Origin of the sequence: Rarobacter incanus (assembly GCF_006715765.1) — a bacterium.
In the GTDB taxonomy this organism is placed as follows: domain Bacteria; phylum Actinomycetota; class Actinomycetes; order Actinomycetales; family Cellulomonadaceae; genus Rarobacter; species Rarobacter incanus.
Map to the genome: position 1 here is coordinate 1,845,853 of NZ_VFNV01000001.1, position 17,142 is coordinate 1,862,994.

The window sequence follows — 17,142 nt, forward strand, 5'->3', positions numbered from 1 at the left end:
AGGGACGAGGCCCACCACCCCGCTCCAGCTATTCCATATTGGTAACCATTACCAAATAGGGCTATAGTGAGAACTGTTGTCAACTAGTAGGTAGGTATTGATGAAGAAAACAGTTCTGGCCGTACCCGTCGCCCTCCTGGCGGCCGCGGCGCTCGCCGGGTGCGCGGGTGGAACCGCGGCCTCCTCGTCCTCGTCCTCCAGGCCTTCCGCCGGGAAATCGGACCTGGCGATCGTCGCAACAACCACGCAGGTTGCGGACTTCACACGAAACGTCGTAGGCGACCTGGCGCAGGTCACGCAACTCATTCAACCGAATGCTTCCGCACACAGCTTTGATCCGACGGCGGCGGAACTGTTGGCCATTTCGCAGGCGGACGTCATTGTCGAAAGCGGTGCGGGCCTGGAGACGTGGTTGTCCAAGGTGACTGAGGCGGCCGGGTTCAAGGGGACTCTCGTGGATTCTTCGCAGGGTGTCGAGTTGGGCGGCGATGGTGACCACGACCACGACCACGGGGACGACGCTGATCACGCGGACGACCACGATGACGCTGATCACGCGGATGCGGATGGGCACACGGAAAACGAATCCGGACAAGAGGAGAGCAAAAACCCTCACATCTGGATGGACCCCGCCAACGCGATCATCATGGTGACGAACATCGCTGACGCGCTCGCGGACAAGGATCCGACCAACGCGGCGGGCTTCAAGAAGAATGCAGAGACATACAACGCGAAGCTCAAGAAACTGGACGAATGGATCGCCGACAGCGTGGACCAGGTTCCCGCCGATAAACGCCTCATGGTCTCGAACCACGACGCCTTCTACTACTACACCCAGGCCTTCGACATCGATTTCGTCGGCTCGATCATCCCGAACTTCGAGGACAACGCGGAACCGAGCGCTGCGCAGATTCAAGACCTCATCGACAACATCAAGAAGCTGGGCGTCAAGGCCATATTCTCCGAGTCGGCCATCGATCCGAAGGCCGCAGAACAGGTGGCCAAGTCCGCGGGCGTAACGGTTTACTCGGGTGAGGATGCCTTGTATGCGGATTCACTCGGCCCCGCGGGATCGACGGGGGATACCTACATCAAGGCACAGATCCACAACACGACGGTGATTCTCAGCGCCTGGGGGGCCCAGCCGCTCACCCTCCCCAGTGACATACAGTCGTAGTGTGACTGGAACGGATGGAACTGCCCCGAGCCTTGATCTCGCGGACGCGGCCTTCAGCTACGGGGGACCCCCCGCGCTCAGCGGCGTAACCGCGCACGCGCGCGCGGGTGACGCGATCGCACTGATCGGACCGAACGGCTCGGGCAAGTCTACGTTGATCAAGGGCCTGCTGGGCCTGGTCGGATGCGTCAGCGGCACGGTGCGCGTCCTGGGCGAATCTCCCAGGGACGCGCGCCGCCGCGTGGGCCTGATGCCGCAGACGGAAGAACTCGACCCCGAATTTCCCGTTACCCTGCGGCAGGTCGTCATGATGGGGCGCTACCGGCAGATGGGTGCCATGCGCTGGCCCAGCGCCGCCGACAAAGAAGCCGTCAAGCAAGCGATAGATCGCGTGGGGCTGAGCGGGCACGAGCGGCGGCGCTTCGGCGAGCTGTCCGGAGGCCAACAGCAGCGCGGGATATTGGCGCGGGCAATAGTGTCAGGCCCGCGGATTCTGCTGCTCGACGAGCCTTTCAACGGCCTGGATCAGACCAATCGCGATGCGCTCCTCAAACTCGTAAGCGAACTGCGCGCGGAGGGCGTGACGATCGTGACGTCCACCCACGACCTGCAACTTGCCCGCGATGTTTGTAGCCACGTCATGCTGCTGAATAAGTCCATGATCGCGTTCGGACCCATCGCGTCAACCCTCACCCTCGACAAAATCGAAACGACCTTCCACGGGCTCGGGGTCGAGATCGACGAACACACCCTGACCACACCCGATCACGACCACGGCCGGCACGGATGAGCCCGGCGGACATTGCGCAGGTATTCGCGCTTCCCTTCATGGGCAGGGCGCTGCTGGTGGCGGCGGTCATTTCCGTCGCCGCCGCGATGATCGGCCTGTTCGTGAACTTGCGAAACCTCGAATTCGTCTCCGACGGATTGACGCACTCGGTGTTCCCGGGCCTCGTCATCGGGTACATCGTGGGCGGCACGGAATGGATGGTGGTCGGCGCGCTCGCGGCCGCCATGATCGGCGCCGTTACGCTGACGGTCCTGGACCGCCGCCATGTTGGATCGGATGCCGCGGTCGCGGTCGTGCTCACGTCCATGTTCTCGATCGGGGTCGTGCTTGTTTCGCGGCGATCAGGTTACGTCTCGGAGCTGGAACAGCTACTGTTCGGGAACCTGCTCGCTATTCCGCCGCAATTGGTCGGACAGATCGTTGCGGTGAGCGCCGCGGCCTGCCTGATCATCGTGATCGGCTGGAAGTGGTTCCTGTTCCGAGCCTTCGACGCGCGCGGGTTCGCCGCGGCCGGATTCCCGACGCTGCCGTACGACGTGGCGCTCAATAGTGCGGTCGCGCTAATCGTCGTCGCAGGGTCGCAGGCCATCGGGAATCTGATGGTTTTGGCCCTGATAATTGTTCCCGTGGGGGCGGCGCGCCTGGTTACGCGCAGGGTCCTTCTTATTACCCCGATTGCCGCTGCGCTGGCCGTCACGGCCAACGCGGTGGGTCTGGTCGTGGGCTTCGATCTATCGGTCAACCAGGACGTTTCGGCATCGCCATCGGCGGTCGCGGTGCTAACGCTCATAGCCTTCTACCTGGTCATCATGGCCATGGGCCTATTGGCGCGGGCCTTCGCATCGCACGGAAAATCACCGACGAGTTCCCCGTCCCCCCCTCCCAGCGCCCCCGATCACGATGCGGTTGACCGCGCGGCGGCGCGCGGCGCCGCGTTGTCGGGTGCCGGGGCGTCGGGTGCCGGTGAGGCGGGTGTTGCTTCGGCGGATGGTGCGATGTCGGATGCCGGTGTGCCGGGTGCCGGTGCGGCGGGTGTTGCTTCGGCGGATGGTGCGATGTCGGATGCCGGTGTGCCGGGTGGTGCGGCGGGTGCCGGCGCACCTGCCAGGGGCGGAGCCGAAGGCGGCGCAGCCGCCACCGCCACCGCATTCGATGGGGGACGGGAGGAAGGGCGAGGGTGAACTCGTTCTATCAATTGGCGCAAAGCGAAGCGCTGGTGCTGGGGCTCCTGGCCGGGATCGTGGGGCCGATTGTGCTGCTGCGCAAGCGCGCGTTCTTTACGGTTGCGCTCACTCACGCGAGCTTCCCCGGCGGCATCATCGCGGCGCTTATGGGAATGAATGTGGTCCTTGGAGCGGGGGTCTTCAGCCTGGTGCTCGTTGCGGTGCTGGCCGCGCTGAGCCGCGTCCGGCGGCAGGGCGACCAGGTTGCGACGGGCGTGGTGCTGACCGGCGGGTTTGCTCTGGGCATGCTGCTGCAATCGCTCAATCCCGCGCGCGCGGGCGCGGTGAGTTCTTACCTGGTCGGATCCATCTTGACGGTGCGTGAATCCGACGTCGCGGCCAGTGCCGTGGTCCTGGCGGCGGCGGTCATTGTCGTGGGCGTTTGGGGTAAGGAACTGGTGTTTTCTAGCTTCGACCGCGTCGGCTATGCGGCGGTGGGGTACTCGCCGGTTTTCATCGATGTTATTGCGCTTGTGCTCATTGCCGCGACGGTTGCCGTGATGATGCCGGCAGCGGGCGCAATCCTTGCGATCGCGTTGATAGTGGGGCCAGCGGCCGCCGCCAGAGCGTTGACCGGGCGGCTGTTCCTGCTGATGCCGCTGGCGGCCACCTTCGGTGTCATTAGCACGCTCGGCGGGCTGGAGATATCGAAGGCCTGGAACGTGGCTGCGGGCGGTTCGATGTCGCTGCTCGCGGCCGCCTTATTCGTGTGTGCTCTGTTGGTGCGCGCCGGGGTGACGCGGCTGCGGGCGGCGCGCTGAGGGGGAGTGCGCGGGTGCGGGTGGTTGGCCGCGAGCGAGCAAAAGGGGCGGGGCGACCACTGCGTAGTGGTCGCCCCGCCCCTCCCCTCGTTGTCGGCTATCGCCAAGAGGCCTTGATCTTCTTGACCTTCGCCTTCGACCGGTTACCGGCCTTGTCGTAGGCCCTGACCTTGACCTTCTTCAGGTTCGCCGTGATCCGGATCTTCTTGCTGGACTTGTAGGTCTTCCACTTGCCCTTGCCGTTCACCTTGTACTGGATCTTCACGACCTTCGACGTTGCGTCCTTCGCGGTGAGCTTCAGCAACCTGGCCCCCTTGGACCGCTTTTTGAGTGCCTTGGCCTTGATCTTGGCGGGCTTCTTCGTGTCGATCTTCGCCGTTACGGAGTCAATCGGGGACGTCTTCGAACCGGAGACCACCCGCGCCTGGACCTTGACGGCCTTGCCGTTGGTCTTGACCTTTACGGGGCCGGTGTAGGTCCGCCACGCTGCCGAGCCCACCTTGATCTGCAGGAATCCCGGCGCCGAGGACAGGATCGTTCCCCGGGCCGCAACCGTCACTGCCTTCTTGTACCAGCCACGCTTGCCGTTGGGCTTGGTGGGGGTGATGCGCACGGTCGCGGAGAGCTTGGTGCCGATCGTGAGCGTGCCCGAAGGGTTTGTGCCCTGGTTGGGGTTGCTCGGATCAGTGCCCGAATCGGATGGCAGATCAGTGCCGCCGTTGTTGCCGCCGTTGTTGCCGCCGTTGTTGCCGCCGTTGTTGCCGCCGTTGTTGCCGCCGTTGTTGCCGCCGTTGTTGCCGCCGTTGTTGCCGCCTGTGCCGCCGCCGAGGTCCGGATCGGTGATCTTTCCGGGGTCTCCCTCATTGTCGACGTTGCCGGTCCAGGTTGCGAGCGCGGACACGTTGCCCGCTTCGTCAACTGCCCGGACCTTGACCTCAACATTCGTGCCGTTCGGTGGCGTGATAGTGGCCACTCCGGTAGCGGCGTCGACCGCTGAGGCAGCGAGCCACAGGCTGTTGCCGACCTTGTAGTCGACGTGAATTCTGCTCGCTTCGCTGCCGCCCGCAGTGTCGCTAACCTTCGCCTTGAGCTGGGTGGCGATCGTGCCTCCCGTGGCGACCTGAACGGTTAGATTCGGCGCCGACACGTCGCCCGCCGTCGAATCATACTGGCGCATCCATTTGGTCTTTTCTTCGTCTCCGGCTGCTCCGGCGCTATCTGCCTGACCACCTTGGTCGTTGACGATGTGCCGGATCCCGCCGCCCTTTCCTTCAGCAGTACAGTTCGGGTCTGCGGCGCCTGCGTCAGTCGAGGCACAACCGTTCAACCAACGCGTTACGACTCGCTTGACCGACACGCCTTCTCGTTTTGGTACGGAGACCCCGGTGTGGGCCCAGACCGTGTCCGACCAGCGGAAATAGGAATAGACGCCAGCACCGAAAAGCTCATGGCTTTTTACGGATGGGTCGACCTTATAGGCTGCGTACCCTTCGCGACCGCGATCTGTCCACTGGTCCTGAGTCTCCGGCTCGTAGGGCAGCTCGTTTTGGTAAAAGATAGTCCGGCCGTTTTCCCCGTTCCAAATGGTTTGGTTTTTTTGATAGTGCTCGACAAAGAGTCCCAAAGCGGTGACGTTGTTTGCATTGACAAGGAGCCCGGTGCCTGCCTCGTTGTCGTTCCACCGGTAGCCGCTCTTCACGCCGCTGTCAAAACCGTGATCGGCGCGCCAAGACCAGATGTTATCGATTTGCGTATGGGGGGAGTTGATCTCAATTGCCGTGTCGACGCTTCCGTATTGTGCGCCACCAATTCGGATGTAGATATCGGACAGCGTGGTTGGCGTCTTCGGATCGCTGGTTTTGGCGCCCCGCGGCCCGACCTGGATGAGCACGTCCGATTTCTTCTCGGTGGGTTCGATCATCAATCCCGAAAGGCTGACATTCGAAACGTCCCCGACTGCAATCACAGCGTTACCGTTCGTGGGGCGTAGGGTCGCCAAACCAATGCCTAGCACTACCGTGTCTGCGTTTGTGACTTTGAGAGGCTCTGTCACTGAGTATTGGCCGGGGGTAAATAGTATGTGCTTTCCCGCGGCGAGCGCGCTGTTGGCGGCAGAGGCAGTGAAATTGCTGGGTTGGAACACAACGAAATCGCTCAAAGAAATGCTGGTGCCCTTGCCTGCGCTGGTTTCTGTCCATTGGACACCGCTCGCATTCGTGCGCGCGTCCGGCACAAATACCTGGTAACCATCGGCGCTGTCCCAGGTGAGGAAAGGCGCGTCGCGACTAACGGGCGTATCGCCGTAGTTCGCGTACTTTGACTGGTCTTTCGTGTCCGCGTTCTGGGCAGAATCCGGGTAACTGTCCGCGGGAGCTCCCGTGACCCCGGAAAACACCATGTTCCAAACGGAGCCGTTCCAGGAACCTATTACGGAATCGCGGGTGTACCACTGCTGCTGACCGGCGGCGTAGACCTCACCGTCTACCTTTGAGCTTGCCATGAAGCCGCCTGAAGCAAAGCCGTAGTACTGGCCAATGAGAGAGAGTTGCCCCTTGATGTGCACGCGCCGTAGCGGAGCGGCTTGCGAGACGGCCCATCGCACCGAGTTTGTTGCTGACTGTGCGGCGTTGCCGGTGTCGTAGAAGTCCTGATTCGGAATGGGGTTAATGGCCAGGTTCGACATGCCGCGCCAAAAATTGTTGAGCGATCCGGGACTCTTGCAGAGGTCGCTGTCGTATCGGTCGCCAATTGCGCTGCATATGCCCTGATCTTGCGTATCATGTAGTTCCTGTTCGACCGATAGCGAACCGTTGATGGTCACGGAATCGGGCGATGCGCCGAGGCCCGCGACGGTCGTGTAGTAACCCACCTCGGACTGTATTGGCGTTGCTGCTGTGCCATATGTCCCTGGCTTAAAAAAGAACGCTCTTCTTTCTGTGGACCAGTGGTTCGCGTCGCCGGCCATCGAGCTTGCTGCTGCTCGAAGGGTCGATTGAATCGAGGGTGCGGGCATAGAGTCGTCAAAGATCGTGACGTTCGAACCGAAGTCAGGGTTCGTTGCATCGGCGAGGGTGTAAGCGGCCTGTGCGGGTGTCGCGGCGAGGGTGATGCCCGACGCGATGAGCGCAAGCGCGGCCGTCCCGGCGAGTGATGGTTTAAGCCTGCCTCTGCGGGGGGCTGTCGGTAATGTTCTGCGATGGTGTTCGCTCACGTGCGGGACTCCTTCAAACCGATGTGACGTTCGCTTCGTTGCGTAGCGTGGGGCGTGGGATTTGGTTGGGGCATGAGCGGCCACGCTGCTGCTCATGCACCGTTGACAACGTTATCAGCAAACGTGAAACGCGGCGACCCCAGCGTGCGTGCAACAAATGAACGTACCCGGTTTGTGGCTGTTTGTCCGCGCGCGAGGCGGAAACGGGTGGGCCCCGCAACCAATCGGTTGCGGGGCCCACCCGTTGGCCAATGACCATTTCGGCAAGGTCTCAGACGACCTTCGCGAGGCGCTTCTTGAGCTTCTTCGCGATTTTCACCTTCGACTTCTTTCCCTTCTTCGAAGCGTTTCCTGCCTTGTCGATGGCATACACCCGCAGTTTCGCCTTCTTCTTGACGAGCTTGCGGACAATTTTGGCAATCTTCTTCTTCTTGGCCTTGAGCACAATGCCCTTCTTTTTGGCCTTCTTTGCCGTGATGGTCTTCCACTTCTTGCCGGGCAACTTGTAGCGGAACTTCAAGACCTTCGAGTGCTTATCCGTCGCGGTGAGACGGATGTAGGCAACCCGCTTCTTCTTCTTGATCTTGATCTTGACCTTGATCTTCTTCGGCTTGACCTTGTCCACCTTGACCGACTTGCTAACGACAGGTGATGACTTGGTCATCGTGACTGTCCGAGCTTGGATCTGTGTCTTGCCGTTCGCGGAGACCAGCACGGGGCCCGCATAGGTGTACCACGGGCCGTTCCCCACCTTGATCTGCGCGACGGCACGGGTGCCAGCGGGAGCGGTTCCGGTAACCTTCACGGTTACGTTCTTCTTGAACCAGGTGTACCCCTTCTTCGGGGCCGCCGGTTTGGTGTGAATCGTCGCCGTGAGCGTCTTGCCGACAGTGATGGTACCGGGTGGGTTGCTGCCCAGGTTCCAGGGATCGCTCGCCGGCTTGGCAATGGTTCCGGTCCACTGCGCAACCTCGGATACGTTTCCGGCGGCATCGGTGGCGCGCGCCTTGACGGTGTACGTGCCGTTGTTGGTGAGCGTGATGGGCGTCGAGTACTCCACCCAGCCGTTGCCCAGGTCGTACTCCAGTTTTGCAACCGCACCGCTGTCGTCGCTTCCCGCGACCGTGAGGGTGACGGCGTTGGTGTACTTGCCGTTGGCATCCGGTGCGCGGTCGGGTGTGATGGTGGCGCTAGGGCTGGTCGCGTCGGGGAACCTTATTGTTCCGGTCCACGTTTTGACATCGCTCACCTTGCCGGCGCTGTCCGTGGCGCGGGCCTGGAGCGAATGCTCACCCTCGGACGTGAACGTTACTGGACCGGTGTATGCCTCCCATTCGCCACCATCGCGCATAACTTCAATCGAAGGCGAAGGATCCTTGTCGTCGCTTGCGGTGACAGTGAGCTTGACCGAAGTCTCGTATTTGCCATTCGCACTAGGTGAAGACGGGTCCGACGAAATGGTCACCTTCGGTGCCTCCGCGTCCGGTAGCGACGTGTCGATCTTTCCGGTCCACGTCGCTTCACGCCAGTTCCCCTGCTTGTCGGTAGCCCGCGCTAGCACCGTGTAGGTGCCGTCATCTGTCAGCTTGAACGGCGCCGAGTAGTCGGTAGTGGCGCCGCCGTTGATTTTGTAGGTGACCTTCGGGTAGCCAGCGTTGGTCGTGACGTTATCCTTAGCAGTAATTGTCAGCGTGACCTGCTGCCGGAAGACACCATCAGTCGCAGCCTGCGGATCCGAAGTGATCTGCACCGTCGGCTTGGTCGTGTCGGCGGGGTCTGGGTCGGTTGGGTCCGGGTCGACGGGGTAGACGGGGCCTCCGATGTCCGGGTCGGTGCCCGACTCAGGATCGGTCAGGTCACCGGGGTTGCCGTCCGCGTTGATCTTGAATGTGCGGGAAGTTCTCGAGACGTTGCCGGCCTCATCGGTGGCGCGCAGTTTGACGGTGTGTTCGCCGCTGGGCGGGTTCAGTAGCCCCTTGCCGGTGTCTGCATTGATGCCGACGCGCTTCCAGTTCCTGTCGTCGATTTGGTATTCGAGCAGGATCTGGTCATTCGGAGTCTCATTGTCCGTTGCGCTGACCCACAGGTTCACCGGTGTGGTGTACGTATCGCCATCGTCGGGCGAGGCGGGATCCGCGTCGGTCAAGATCACAGGTGCGATGGAATCGGAATCGGAGTTCCAATCGAAGTTGGCTAGCCACGATGTGCGATCGTTGTCGTTGACCTTGCCGTTCGCGGTGAGATCGACGTTGGCGGCCTTGCGGCCGATCCGGTTCACCACGTGATCGATGGACCCGTAGCCGTTCAAGAACCTTGTCACGGCCGACGTGACGGTCACATTCTCGGCGCGCGGGACGGAGATACCTGTCGAGGCGCTGGGATTGTCTTGCGCGTCCCGGAAGTATGAATACACGCCGGCGCCCCGGAGGCGGTGGTCCGTGACGTCGGGTGCGACCCGATACGAAGCGTAGCCGTCGCGGCCCTCGTCCTTGTACTTCGATTGGTTTGGAACTTCGTAGGGGAGTTCGGATTGGAAGAACACAACGTCGCCGTTGTTGCCGTTCCATTCGACCTGGTTCTTGTAGAAGTGCTCTGCGAACAGTCCGGTCGCGTGGACGCTGTCGCCGTTGACTCGAACGCCAGTTGGCGCGTAGTTGTCGGACCAGCCGTAAAGTCCGGTGCCGCTCGTCGAATCGCCGGTGCCATGGTCGGCGCGCCAAGTCCAGATGTCATCGAGCAAAACGTTGTCGCTGTTGATCTCGATAGCGGTGTCCGTGCGCCCCTTGTTCATGCCACCCACGCGGACGAAAACGTCCGACAGCGTGGTCGGGTTGTCGGGGTTGGAGTTGTCGGCGGTGTCGCCCTCACGGACGGGTCCCACCTTGATCAGCGAATTGGTAAGGCGTTCGCCAGCATCAACCAGGATGCCCGCGATCTTGACGCCCTCAACGTCCGCGACCTTGATAACCGCGTCAGCATTCCCCACCGGGGTTAGCGTCGCAAGGCCGAGCCCCAGAACGACAGTGTTGGCGTTCTTGATCACGATTGAGTGTGAGAGTTTGTAGACATCGGGGCTCAAGATCAAGTGGTTGCCGGGCGTCTCCAGCCACGCGTTAATGTCGTCAATCGACGTGTCCTTGTTGGCAACAAGGAACTTACTGAGTGAGATTGTCTGCGATGAACCGTTCGCGGATGCCGACCAGGTAGTTCCAGACGTGTTCTTTTGCGCATCGGGCACGACAACGGAGTAGCCGCTGGAGCTGTCCCACACGACGTACGGCGCCTCGCGCGAAACGGAGGTCTTATCAACGACCGTCCACTTGTGCAGGGTGCTTACGTCGGTTGTGTCGTTACTGGTGCTGGTCGGGAAGTCCGTCGCGGACGGACCGCCCGTCACGCCCGAGAACACCATGTTCCACACGCCCTTGTCATCGAATTGCTTCGATGTGTCGTTCTGCGTATTGACCGCGCTGTTGCGGAAGAGGAACTGCTGCTGGGAACCTGTTTGGATAGAACCCTGAATCTTGCTGTCGGCAATGAAGCCGCCCGAAGAATACTGGCCCCAGTGCGGGTACACACTCAGGTCACCGTTGATCTGGACGCGACGCATGGGGGCCGCCTGCGACACGGCCCACCGCATCTGGCCCGCATCGGCGTTGCCCGCCGCCGTAGTTCCGCGGGCAGCGTCGTCGCCATACGCGAACTGCTTGGGATTGATCGTCATGTTAGAAAGCGAGCGCCAGAAATTGTTGAGCCCACCCGGCGAGAGGCACTTCGATAGGGACGCGTACTCTTCGGGCGTCAGCGTCTCGATGTAGTTCGAGTCATTGCCTGCGCCCCACGGTTGCTCGCTGCATTTTTGAACTTCCGCAGCCGTGAGCCCCGAATACGTGGTCCCGGCGTTGTACTGCTCGCCCTCGACGTGGAGCGCGCCGTTGATGGTCACATCGCCGGGATTCTTTCCCAAACCTGAGATCTGGGTGTAGTAGCCCACTTCGGAGTTCACAATTTTCGTCGGGTCGTCGGTGGCGCCGTTGTATGACGAGTTCCCGTAGGTACCGGGCTTGAAGAAGAACGCCTTGCGGTCGGTTGACCAGTGCGTGCCCGCGCTCGCGGCGTTTCGCAGGGCCGTGTTGATGTTCTGATTCGACCACGAACTGTCGAAGATCGTGACATTGCCGCCGAACGGATTCGCGGCCATGGGGTCGGCGCCTGAGGCTGCGGCGTGGGCCGGAACGGCGGCGGTGAGCGCGGTCGCCGTGAGCGCCGCGGTCGTCAGGGCCGCGATGAGGCGGCGCTTGTGCAAACTTCTGTTGGGTGGTGCCCCACGTCCCGGGGCCCGAGTGCTTCCGAATGCGCTCACGCGACTTGCTCCTTTTGTCTGCCGATTCAACATCGAACGGCGGCGATGCGGGCGGCCATTGCCCGCCGGGTTTCACCATCGGTGCGGCGCGACTATGCGCTGACAACGATGGCAGGTATATCTATAATTGCCTCACGATACTCGAAGTTGCAAAAGATGTGAGAGCAATCGTGAGTGAATGCGTCTATCCTTTAGATGCAGTGCGCGCGCGTGCGGGGGCGGGGCGCTCGTCGGTAGCAAAGACCTTTGTCACAGGGCAGTACTACCCTGGTGACATGACAGACAATGACGCGGCAGGGCGCGAGCAATCGGCCATCGATCTCATCGCCGAAAAGTGGCTCGACACGGTGGTGACGCTTTTCCCAGAGACCGGCACCTACACGGGCATTGACCCGCTGCCCGACCAGCACGCTGACTTCGGGCCCGAGGGCACGCAGCGCTACCTCGATGCGGCGAAGGCAACACTGCTTGAGCTCCACGACGCTCGGCCGCGCGATGACGTCGATCGGATCACGAAATTCGATCTGGCGGAGCAAATTGGGCTAGAGATCGAGTCGTACGAGGCCGGCTTCCACCTGCGCGACCTCAACGTGTTGGCGTCGCCCGCGCAGGATATCCGGATGGTCTACGACCTGATGCCAACCGCAACCGAAGATGACTGGGCCGTGATCTCGCGAAGGCTGTCGAATGTTGGGCCGTCCATTCGCAGCTACATCGAAACGCTGCGGATCGGTATCGCGCGCGGCGTGACGCCCGCGATACGCCAGGTCAACGCGGTCGCGGATCTGGTCCAGACCTATGGAGGCCCGAACGGGTTGTTCGCGGCGATGGTGGGCGAGGAGAAGACGGCGCCTGCGCACATCCCCGAATCGCTGCGCGCGGATCTGCAGCAAAACGCGGCAAGGGCGGCGCGCGCCTATGAGGAATTCACCGAATTCTTGCGAACGGATTTGGCGCCCAACGCGACCGCGGACGACGCGATAGGGCGTGAGCTGTATTCGATCGCATCGCGAAAGTTCCTCGGAACACGCATCGATCTCGATGAGACCTACGAGTGGGGGATCGAGGAACTTGCCCGCATGGTCGCCGAACAGGAAGCCGTGGCCCGGCGCATCGACCCGTCGCGCAGCCTCGAGAATGTCATCGAATTTCTGGATGCGGACCCGCGGCGTAAGCTCCACGGCAAGGACGCACTGCAGGCATGGATGCAAGAAACGGCCGATAAAGCAGTCGCGGATCTGCGCGGGACGCACTTCGACATTCCCGGGCCCGTGCAGAAGATCGAATGCATGATCGCCTCGACCGACGACGGCGGGATCTACTACACCGGTCCGTCCGATGACTTCTCGCGGCCCGGGCGGATGTGGTGGTCCGTGCCGCCGGGCGTGGAGGACTTTGCGACGTGGCGCGAGCTGACCACCGTCTTCCATGAGGGGGTACCCGGACACCACCTGCAGATCGGGCAGGCCGTCTACAACCGCGCGGAGCTCAACGCCTGGCGCCGCCTGCTGGCGGGTACATCGGGGCACGCGGAGGGCTGGGCGCTGTACGCCGAAAGGCTGATGCAGGATCTGGGATACCTCAGTGACGACGCCGACCTACTCGGGATGCTAGACGGGCAGCGGATGCGCGCGGCGCGCGTGGTCCTTGACATCGGCGTGCACACCGGCAAACCGAACCTCGACGGCACCGGCGCGTGGACGTTCGAGTGGGCGCTCGACTTCTTCCGCAAGCACGTTCACATGAACGACGAATTCATCAAGTTCGAGGTCAACAGGTACTTCGGCTGGCCCGGACAAGCGCCGTCCTACAAGGTGGGGCAGCGGGTTTGGGAACAAATTAGGGACGAGGCCCGCGCCCGCGAGGGGGCCTCGTTCGATCTCAAGAGCTTCCACACGCGGGCGCTCAACGTCGGCTCGGTTGGTTTGGACACGCTTCGCATGGCGCTGCTTGGGTAGCGCGCATCTGCGATCTGCCTGTGGATGGGACGGCCGTGTCGGTGGTCGGCGGTAGGGTCGCGGCATGTACTTCTCACAAGGGCAAGTCGTCACTAGCCCGTCCGACCTGACGGTCGCGGCGCACTGCGAATTCGCATTCGCGCGGAAACTCGACGCCCTGCTGGGGCGGGTGCAACGGCCGCCGCGCGTCGAGGACCCGATGGCCGCGAGGGCGGCACATCTGGGTGACCGCCACGAGGCAGCAGTGCTGCAGCGATACCGCGATCGCGGGTTGCGGGTCGTTGAGATTGCCCGGCCCGACCTGCGCGATCCCGGGCAGATGGAAGTTGCGCGGCAAGCAACGGTGACCGCGTTGAGGTCGGGAGCCGACGTCGTGTTTCAGGCCGCGTTCATGCACGCGGGCATGGTCGGATTCGCGGATTTCCTGGTGCGCACCGATGACGGCGCATATGAGGTGCAGGACACGAAGCTGGCCCGTACGGCGAAGGTAACGGCGTTGATGCAACTTGCTTCCTACGCGGAGCAAATGCGTAGCATCGGGATTACGCCGGCACCAACCACACGTCTCATCCTCGGCGACGGCAGCGAATCCGTGCACGCCCTGCGCGACATCGAGCCAACGTATCGAGCGCGGGTAGAGCGCCTGCGATCGATAGTCGATGCGCGGGTGGGGGACAGCAAGGCAGTCGTGTGGGGAGCGCGCGGGTTGCATGCGTGCGGCACCTGCGAGTGGTGCTCTCCGGAAGTCGAACTTCACGATGACGTGTTGCAGGTGGCGGGCATGCGCGCGGCGCAGCGGGCGCGGCTGCTCGATGCGGGCGTGCGCACCGTTGCGGATTTGGCCGGGCGGCGCGCCGACGTGCCTGGAATCGGCAGCGGCACGCTGGAAGCGATGCGCCAGCAAGCCAAACTTCAACTTGCTGCGCGCGCGGGCGCAGACACCGGCGGGCACGAGCCGCCGGTGCAGGTCGTCGATCCGCGGGCCATCGCGGCGCTGCCGCGGCCGAACGTGGGGGATCTTTTCTTCGACTTCGAGGGCGACCCCATGTACTCGGAACCGGCGACCACGCGCGGGCAAACGGCGTGGGGGCTGGACTACCTGTTCGGCGTCGTCAATCGGCGCGGGGCTTTCACTGCATTGTGGGCGCATTCCCTGGAACAAGAGAAGTCGGCGCTCGTTGCTTTCCTCGACCTGGTCGAACGAAGGCGCGCCGCATACCCCGACATGCACATCTACCACTACGCCGCTTATGAGCAAACTCACCTGCTGTCGATCGCGGCCCGGCACGGCGTGGGGGAGGATCGCGTGGACGCACTGCTGCGCGATGGCGTGCTGGTCGACCTGTACCCCGTTGTGCGCAGGTTCGTGCGAATAGGCGCAGGTTCATACTCGCTGAAAGCGATCGAGGCGCTGTACCTGCCTGCCCACATGCGCGACAACGATGTGAAGACGGCAACGGGGTCGGTTGAGGCCTACTGGGACTACTGCGATGCGCGCGACCGTGGGGACCACGAGGAAGCGCGGGCGATCCTGGAATCAATCGCCTACTACAACGAGGTTGACTGCGATTCGACGCGCAGGCTCCACGAATGGCTGGTGCGGCGCGGGGAGCAGGCGGGCGTGCGCCCGGGCGACGGGTCGGACACGGTCAGCGCGGAGGAGCAAGAGGCGCTTCGACCCGCCGAGTCTGCGCTCGCCGCAAGCCTTAGGGAGAAGGCGGGCGACCCGCTGAACCCCCACCGCAGCGCGCGGCAAACGCTGTGGGGGTTGGCCGGTGCCGCGGTCGATTACCACCGACGCGAAACAAAGACCTTCTGGCGGGCGCACTTCGAGCGGCGCCGCGCGCCGTTATCGGACTGGGCGCACACTCGCGACGTGCTTGTGTGCGATGCGACCGGCGGCGATGCCGGGCCGTGGGAGCCCCCGGCGGGTAACAAGCGCTTGGCTTCGCGCCTGATCGAACTGCGTGGTGAGTTCGGCGACGGAACGACGCTGCGCGAGGGCAGCCAGGTTTTCTTGATGTACGAGTTCGGGAGCCGTGCGCAAGGTGGTAGCGAGCGCCCAGATATGCGACCGGCACATTCACGTGCCCTCGTAACCGCGATCGATGTGCCCCGCGGCTGGGTCCAGGTGGAAGAAAAGGCCGATCTCGGAGAGGAATACTCCGATCTCCCCGTCGCGCTCACGCCGGGGCCGCCGATCCGGCCGGGGTCGATTCCGGGCGCGATCAGCCGCTGGGCGGAGCGGGTGGACCGCGCGCATCCCGGTGTTCCGCGCGATCCGGTGGTTGACATCATGCTGCGTGCACCGTCGCGCACGCATTGCGGGACGCTGGTCCGACCCACATCGGGGAGCGATCTCGCCGCCGCGATCAGCGCAAGCGTCGCCGACCTCGATCATTCGTATGTGGCCGTCCAAGGGCCGCCCGGAACCGGAAAGACCTACACCGGGGCGCGCGTGATTGCCGACCTCGTGGGGCGCCGGAAGTGGAGAATTGGGGTCGTAGCCCAGTCGCACGCGGCCGTGGAGAATGTTCTGGCCGCCGTGGTCGAAGCGGGCGTCGACCGGGACAACGTCGGCAAGAAGGCCGCGTTGGGAGCCGCGGCGGGCGAAACCAGGGCGTGGACGACCCTGCGCAACGATCGGATCCTCGATTTTGTGCAACGTCGGGGAATCGTCGTGGGCGGAACAGCCTGGGATTTCTCGAACGCATCCCGCATCCCGGCCGGGCAACTAGACCTGCTGGTGATAGATGAGGCGGGACAGTTTTCGCTCGCCGCGACGGCGGCAGTGGCAGGAAGCGCCCGGAACCTGCTGCTCTTGGGGGACCCCCAGCAGTTGCCGCAGGTATCGCAGGGGCTGCACCCGGAACCCGTCAACGAATCCGCGCTGGGGTACCTGTCTGCGGGCCACGATGTGCTGCCGAGCCAGTTCGGGTACTTTCTGCCGGCCACGTGGCGCATGCACAGCGAACTGTCCTCAGTCGTCTCGGACCTTTCCTACGGCGGCGAACTGGTGTCGGCGGCCGCCGCGGATGCCAGGTCCCTTCGGGCCCCAGGGGTCCTCGCGAAGGCCGTGCGGCGGACCCGGGACGGCATCGATTGCGCGGCGGGCGTCCACCCGGTGCCGGTGAGCCATACGGGACGGGCAACGAGTTCGCCAGAGGAAGCCGCGCGCGTCGCCGCAATCATCGCGGAATTGCTGGGCAAACCCTGGCGCGATCCGCGGGCCAAGCACGCAACGGATGCGGCGGGTTCGACGCGGCCGCTAGCGGCGGGCGATTTCATCGTTGTCACTCCGTTCAACGCGCAGGTGGCCCAGTTGCAGCTTGCCCTGCATGGGGCGGGACTTGACGAGGTTCCCGTTGGGACCGTCGATAAGTTCCAGGGCAGGCAGGCCGTGATCTCGATCCTGTCGATGGCCGCGTCGGAGCCGAGCGAGGTGCCGCGCGGGATGGGGTTCCTGCTGTCGAGGAACCGGCTGAACGTGGCAATTTCGCGCGCGCAGTGGGCCAGCTACATCGTCTACTCCCCGGAACTGGTGAACTACCTGCCCACTTCCGCCGAGGGGGTGGCTGAACTGAGTGCATTCTTGCGCGTGGTCGATGGGTAGCGCGATGCGGTCTGACGGAACTCAGCGCCCCGTCATTCCGCCGGGC

Annotated in this window: 8 protein-coding genes; 6 read left to right on the forward strand and 2 right to left on the reverse strand. The window is 63.2% G+C overall.

Annotated features, from left to right (window positions below; translation table 11 throughout):
• The first annotated feature begins 100 nt into the window (after positions 1–100).
• The 4 genes from FB389_RS07655 to FB389_RS07670 are packed head-to-tail and all read left to right on the forward strand — an operon-like array spanning position 101 to position 3,951.
• On the forward strand, positions 101–1,177 hold the full coding sequence (locus tag FB389_RS07655) for a metal ABC transporter substrate-binding protein (protein ID WP_142112452.1): 1,077 nt from the start codon (positions 101–103) through the stop codon (positions 1,175–1,177).
• A gap of 1 nt (position 1,178) precedes the next feature.
• Positions 1,179–1,967, forward strand: a complete 789-nt coding sequence (locus tag FB389_RS07660) for a metal ABC transporter ATP-binding protein (protein ID WP_246043583.1) — start codon at positions 1,179–1,181, stop codon at positions 1,965–1,967.
• The gene (locus FB389_RS07665) at positions 1,964–3,148 is read left to right on the forward strand and encodes a metal ABC transporter permease (protein WP_246043584.1); all 1,185 of its coding nucleotides are present in this window, start codon (positions 1,964–1,966) and stop codon (positions 3,146–3,148) included. The genes FB389_RS07660 and FB389_RS07665 overlap by 4 nt, the downstream gene beginning before the upstream one ends.
• Positions 3,145–3,951, forward strand: a complete 807-nt coding sequence (locus FB389_RS07670) for a metal ABC transporter permease (protein WP_170207929.1) — start codon at positions 3,145–3,147, stop codon at positions 3,949–3,951. The genes FB389_RS07665 and FB389_RS07670 overlap by 4 nt, the downstream gene beginning before the upstream one ends.
• A gap of 97 nt (positions 3,952–4,048) precedes the next feature.
• Here the strand turns inward: FB389_RS07670 and FB389_RS07675 are convergent, their stop codons facing one another.
• Positions 4,049–7,162: an OmpL47-type beta-barrel domain-containing protein gene (locus tag FB389_RS07675; protein WP_142112458.1), complete on the reverse strand. Its 3,114-nt coding sequence runs from the start codon at positions 7,160–7,162 to the stop codon at positions 4,049–4,051.
• 271 nt (positions 7,163–7,433) lie between these two features.
• Complete coding sequence (locus FB389_RS10595) at positions 7,434–11,468, reverse strand: OmpL47-type beta-barrel domain-containing protein (protein WP_142112460.1); 4,035 nt, start codon at positions 11,466–11,468, stop codon at positions 7,434–7,436.
• A gap of 332 nt (positions 11,469–11,800) precedes the next feature.
• On the opposite strand from FB389_RS10595, the gene FB389_RS07685 reads away from it, so the two are divergent.
• Together FB389_RS07685 and FB389_RS07690 are read left to right on the forward strand one after the other, a co-directional pair.
• On the forward strand, positions 11,801–13,483 hold the full coding sequence (locus FB389_RS07685) for a DUF885 domain-containing protein (RefSeq protein WP_142112462.1): 1,683 nt from the start codon (positions 11,801–11,803) through the stop codon (positions 13,481–13,483).
• Positions 13,484–13,547: 64 nt separating this feature from the next.
• On the forward strand, positions 13,548–17,096 hold the full coding sequence (locus tag FB389_RS07690) for a TM0106 family RecB-like putative nuclease (protein ID WP_142112464.1): 3,549 nt from the start codon (positions 13,548–13,550) through the stop codon (positions 17,094–17,096).
• Positions 17,097–17,142: the final 46 nt, after the last annotated feature.

Excerpts from the sequence above, each read along its gene's own strand:
- FB389_RS07690 (WP_142112464.1), top strand. The coding sequence starts at position 13,548 with ATGTACTTCTCACAAGGGCAAGTCGTCACTAGCCCGTCCGACCTGACG.
- FB389_RS07685 (WP_142112462.1), top strand. The coding sequence starts at position 11,801 with ATGACAGACAATGACGCGGCAGGGCGCGAGCAATCGGCCATCGATCTC.
- FB389_RS07665 (WP_246043584.1), top strand. The coding sequence starts at position 1,964 with ATGAGCCCGGCGGACATTGCGCAGGTATTCGCGCTTCCCTTCATGGGC.
- FB389_RS07655 (WP_142112452.1), top strand. The coding sequence starts at position 101 with ATGAAGAAAACAGTTCTGGCCGTACCCGTCGCCCTCCTGGCGGCCGCG.